Source organism: Nesterenkonia muleiensis (assembly GCF_003600155.1).
Lineage (GTDB): Bacteria > Actinomycetota > Actinomycetes > Actinomycetales > Micrococcaceae > Nesterenkonia > Nesterenkonia muleiensis.
The window spans coordinates 1-4,370 of sequence record NZ_QWLD01000017.1 but is presented as its reverse complement, the minus strand read 5'-3'; the positions used below and the strand labels follow the sequence as shown (position 1 = coordinate 4,370).

Sequence of the window (4,370 nt, the reverse complement as noted above, 5' to 3'; positions counted from 1 at the left end):
TACCTCCCCACCCCGGTCAGAGAACCACCCCACCACCACCAGCACTACGGACCAGCAGCCTGATTACTTCTCGCGGTGAAGCAGACTGCGCTTGATATCGAGTCCGTAGCGGAAGCCGCCTAGCGAGCCATCGGTCCGGATGACCCGGTGGCAGGGCACGAACAGTGCGGCTGCGTTTTTCGCGCAGGCGCTTGCAGCAGCACGTGCGGCTGCAGTGTTGCCGGTGCGGGCGGCATATTCGGTGTAGGTCACCGATTTTCCGGGCTCCACCTGGCGCAGGACATCCCAGGCGTGCTCCCGGTAAGGACCGGACCTCTGCAGCACAGGCACGGTGGCAGCGGCTGCGAAGTCACCCTCGTAGTACGCGAGAACGGCCGTCTTCGCCTGTTCCAGAACGCCTTCATTCTGAGCTGAGTCCGCTCGGGCGCGCAGCTGGGGGTGTATGAGTGCTCTGAGGGCGTCGTCGTCCTCGGTCCATCCTGAGGCGAGCACATGGTCGGCGTCGGCGATGATGGTGAACGGTCCGTCCGGTGTGGAGACTGTCGCGTGCATACCCCTATTCCATCTGCTCGCTTGGCTCGCGTCTAGCGGGAATCGGACCAGGTCACGGCACCACAGGAAAAGTGTCAGTCAGCACCGCTGTAAACTCTGAAGATGCCGAACGGAAACAGCGTCAATGGTGCTCGCCGACTGCCTCAGCTGAGGAAGAAAGCCTATGAGCGTGAGCTGAAGCGGCTCCAAGGGGAGCTGGTGGCCATGCAGCAGTGGGTGATCGAGAACGGTGAACGTGTCTGCCTGATCTTTGAGGGTCGTGACGCTGCCGGCAAGGGCTCGGCTATCAAACGGATCACCCAGTACCTGAATCCGCGGCACACTCGCATCGCTGCGCTGCCCACACCCACGGAGCGGGAGAAGACCCAGTGGTACTTCCAACGCTATGTGGAACACCTGCCGGCGGCTGGAGAGATCGTCATCTTCGACCGCTCCTGGTACAACCGGGCCGGGGTGGAGCGGGTGATGGGCTATTGCACCGAAAAGCAGTATCACCGCTTTCTGCGGCAGGCACCGGATTTTGAGCGGATGCTGGTTGATGATGATATTCGGCTGATCAAATATTGGTTCTCCGTGTCCGACGACGAGCAGGAGGCACGCTTCCGCTCCCGGGCGGAAGATCCGATGCGGCGCTGGAAGCTCTCGCCCATGGACGTGGAGTCCATCTCCAGATGGGGAGGACTATTCCAGAGCGAAGGACGCTATGTTTGCCGCCACGGATCTTCCCGGAGCCCGGTGGATCACCGTGGAGAGTGAGGACAAGAAGCGCTCTCGGCTCAACGTCATCAATGACCTCCTCAAGCAGCTGCCCTGGGAGTATGTGGAGCCGCGGCGGATCCGGATCCCGGAACGCCCTGCCGAACAGGACACCGACTACCAGCGCCCGGACCGCGGGCAGTTCCTCTACGCCGAGGACATTGCCACGGCATTGGAAAAGAAGTCTGCATAACGGAATTGGTGGATCACGAGCTTGGGCTAGGTGCGGCCCGGATCATCTGTGACGGGGTCGTGAACACTGAATCCCAGCTGGCCGGCGACGTTGATCATATTGCGATCGTGGGTAGCGATCACTGCATCCTCCAAGCCGCTCCGCAGCGCTGAGGCGAGGTGAATCGCATCAAGTGTCTTGACGTGGGGAACCAGGGCCTCCGCCTCCTGAAGCACAGCGTGATCCACGGGGAGCGTTCCGACATAATCAAGCACCTCACTCCTTCGTTCCAGGGGCTGACTGGTGCGGCGCAATGCCCGGGTCATCTCGGTGCGCAGGATTCTTGAAGAGACGATGAACTCGTTGGGGTTGGTAGTGATGCCATCGAACCACTCAGCCGCAGCCTGCGAATGGTGGAACAGAATGCGAAGTGCTACAGAAGTGTCGAGGTAGTAGCCTGTCATCATTCGCCTTTGAGTTCATCGAGGAACTGGTCCATGGACATTCCGCCCGGAAGGTCAACACGCGGCAAGTCCCTTGTTCTCGAGCTCCCGCTGCGTTTAGGCGGAATCACAGTCGCGGAGGAGGAAGAGGGCACGATTCGGGCGACCTCCCGATTGTGCTTGGTCAGCACGTAGACTTCGCCTGACTCCACGTCATCGAGCATGCTGGAGGGGTTCTGCCGCAGTTCGCCTATTGAAATAGTCCTCATGAGATTCAGCGTAGGTTAAATGTCTAACCATGTCTACGTTGCATCGTGCGCCTGAAGTGTGAGCCAACCGCCCCATCAAGGTGAATGAGGGAGGGGGAGCATGCTCGGGCAGATCAGGTCGATAGGAGCTCTTATGCATGTCGCTTACCCTGAGGCTGCTCCTCGCTGAGAGACTTGGATCATGGCTCAGGATGAACAGGTGCGGTTGACCGACAGCCGTTTCAACGTATGGTCAGAAATGGCCCGGCAGATGACCAATCGGCTGCTCGAGGCGGTGCCGCAGGCGACCGTTGAGCACATTGGTTCGACCTCAGTGCCGGGTCTTCCCGCCAAACCTGTGGTCGATATGGCCGTCGGGGTGCCCGCCGACCAGATCGCAGGCGTGACGCAGTTGTTGGTGCAACAGGGGTTCGACGTGGAGGGCGAAAAACCCCATCACAGCTGGTTGAGTTTTCCCGGCCGGACCTCACGGCAGTACGTGATCCATGTGCTTGAGCACCAGGGACGGTCGTGGCAGAGACGCCTGCTTTTCCGAGACACGCTCCGAGCTGACGGGGCCGCTCGCAGCAGGTACCTGGAGGTCAAGAGAGAAGCCGCCGCATCATCCGCGAACTGGGACGAGTACACCAACGCCAAGACCGCGGTCGTGCAATCTGTACTCGACGCCGCGCACACTCGGCCGCTGCCGAACTCACACGACAAGGTGCCAAGCTGATATCGGCGACCTGCGGACAATGCAGACGATTTATCGGGCAGAGTCTGGAGCGGTTCCGGGAACCAAGAAAGGCGCCGTCCGGAGGGGTGAATCCTGGTGCGGCCTCCTTGATGGTTGCGAACGCCCCAGGTGACAAATCCGCTTCGATGGTAGGCAGGTTTTGCAGCCGCACGGCGGACTGCTTATCAGGTGTCCTCTCAACTCGGCGTAAGAGGACCACACTTGGTAGGACGTCGTCGCCTGCTGATCGAAGGTTCTCTGCCACTTGTGCGCTGAGGCACGTCGCTCGACTCGCAAGCCCCGCAGGGGGTGACCCCGTCACAGTGAACGGGGGTCTGCGACGGGGTCGGATACCAGGCGGCAGGCTACTGCCTCCTTGACAGTTGGCGTTGCTTGGCCATGGCGATGAGCGTTCCGCCCAGTACCAGTAGCAGTAGTGCGGCCAGGGGCAGAAGGTGGCCCCACCAGGGTGTGCCAGTATCGGCTAGGTCATCCTCTTCCTGGGGCTCTGGAGACTCCGTCGGAGCCGGTGTCGCGGTCGGCTCCTCGCTCGCAGTGGGGGATTCAGTGGGTGTCGGTTCCTCACTTGGCTCCTCACTCGGCGTCGGCTCTTCTGTCGGAGTAGGTGCAGGTTCTTCTGCTGCCAAAACCTCGAAGGTCGCCGAGATGTCCTGATACCCATCCGCGGTCAGCACCACGGTGTGTTCACCGGGCTCGGTGTCATCTGGGATCTCCCAGGTGAACGTGACAGCCCCTGTCTCATCAGCAACCTGTGTGCCCAGATCCAGTGGGTCGGAGTACATGGTGCCGGTGACCTGAGTGCCAGCCTCGTACCCGGTGGCAGTCGCCTCCTGGGTCTCACCAACGACGACTTCGTCAGCGCCAAGGATGATCTCATCAGGCACCAGGAGTTCTTCCTCAGGTGCGGTCACCTCCACCACCGCAGTACCAGTCACCCCACGGTAGGTGACGCTCAGGGTGCGCTCACCCTCACCGGAGACGATGACCTCATTGTCCACGACGACGTCGCCCTCCACCGAGGAGGACACCGCGACATGGTTAGTCACATCTCTGAGCACCTCACCATCGGCATCCAGTGCATCCACTGTCACGGTGATGGCCTCGTCAACCCCCACCTCAGCCGGGGCATCAACCGCCAGGGCATCGACCGCGCTGGTGATCTCCACCTCAAGGGTGGCCACCAGCAGGTCACCGTCCTGGGTGTAGGCGAACCGCAGCTCCCGGTCAACCAGTTCCTCAGGGGTGAAGGCGAAAGCGACTTCGATCTCACCGTCTTCGGTGATGCTGATCTGGTCAGCGCTCACAGTGGAGGTCACATCCATGGCCCCCACCTCAGGGGCGCCCAGGGTATTGCCGTAGTCATCTAAGACCTCCACCTGATAGGTGACCGTTTCCGTCTCAGTAGCGGTATCAGGCCCGGTGACCTCTAGCACCCCGGCAGC

General features: G+C 61.2%; 5 protein-coding genes and 1 pseudogene. 2 read left to right on the top strand and 4 right to left on the bottom strand.

The window, feature by feature from the left end; translation table 11 throughout:
- Positions 1 to 63: 63 nt before the first annotated feature.
- Positions 64 to 552, bottom strand: coding sequence for a methylated-DNA--[protein]-cysteine S-methyltransferase (locus tag DVO78_RS06525; RefSeq protein ID WP_120004017.1), 489 nt, complete (start codon positions 550 to 552; stop codon positions 64 to 66).
- Positions 553 to 654: 102 nt separating this feature from the next.
- Here DVO78_RS06525 and ppk2 point away from each other — a divergent pair.
- Positions 655 to 1,501 (top strand): annotated as a pseudogene (gene ppk2, locus DVO78_RS06520) (polyphosphate kinase 2).
- Positions 1,502 to 1,527: 26 nt separating this feature from the next.
- On the opposite strand, the gene DVO78_RS06515 reads toward ppk2, so the two are convergent.
- Positions 1,528 to 1,947 carry a type II toxin-antitoxin system VapC family toxin gene (locus tag DVO78_RS06515; protein WP_120004016.1) on the bottom strand — a complete coding sequence of 140 codons (420 nt, stop codon included), beginning with the start codon at positions 1,945 to 1,947 and terminating at the stop codon, positions 1,528 to 1,530.
- Positions 1,944 to 2,192 (bottom strand): type II toxin-antitoxin system Phd/YefM family antitoxin, encoded by a 249-nt coding sequence (locus DVO78_RS06510; RefSeq protein ID WP_120004015.1) that lies wholly within the window; start codon positions 2,190 to 2,192, stop codon positions 1,944 to 1,946. Before DVO78_RS06510 ends, DVO78_RS06515 begins: the two co-directional genes overlap by 4 nt.
- A 181-nt stretch (positions 2,193 to 2,373) precedes the next feature.
- Here DVO78_RS06510 and DVO78_RS06505 point away from each other — a divergent pair, with 181 nt between their 5' ends.
- Positions 2,374 to 2,907: a GrpB family protein gene (locus tag DVO78_RS06505; RefSeq protein WP_120004014.1), complete on the top strand. Its 534-nt coding sequence runs from the start codon at positions 2,374 to 2,376 to the stop codon at positions 2,905 to 2,907.
- Positions 2,908 to 3,272: 365 nt separating this feature from the next.
- On the opposite strand, the gene DVO78_RS17720 is transcribed toward DVO78_RS06505, so the two are convergent.
- On the bottom strand, positions 3,273 to 4,370 hold a 1,098-nt coding region (locus tag DVO78_RS17720; RefSeq protein WP_420799062.1), incomplete at its 5' end, for a hypothetical protein.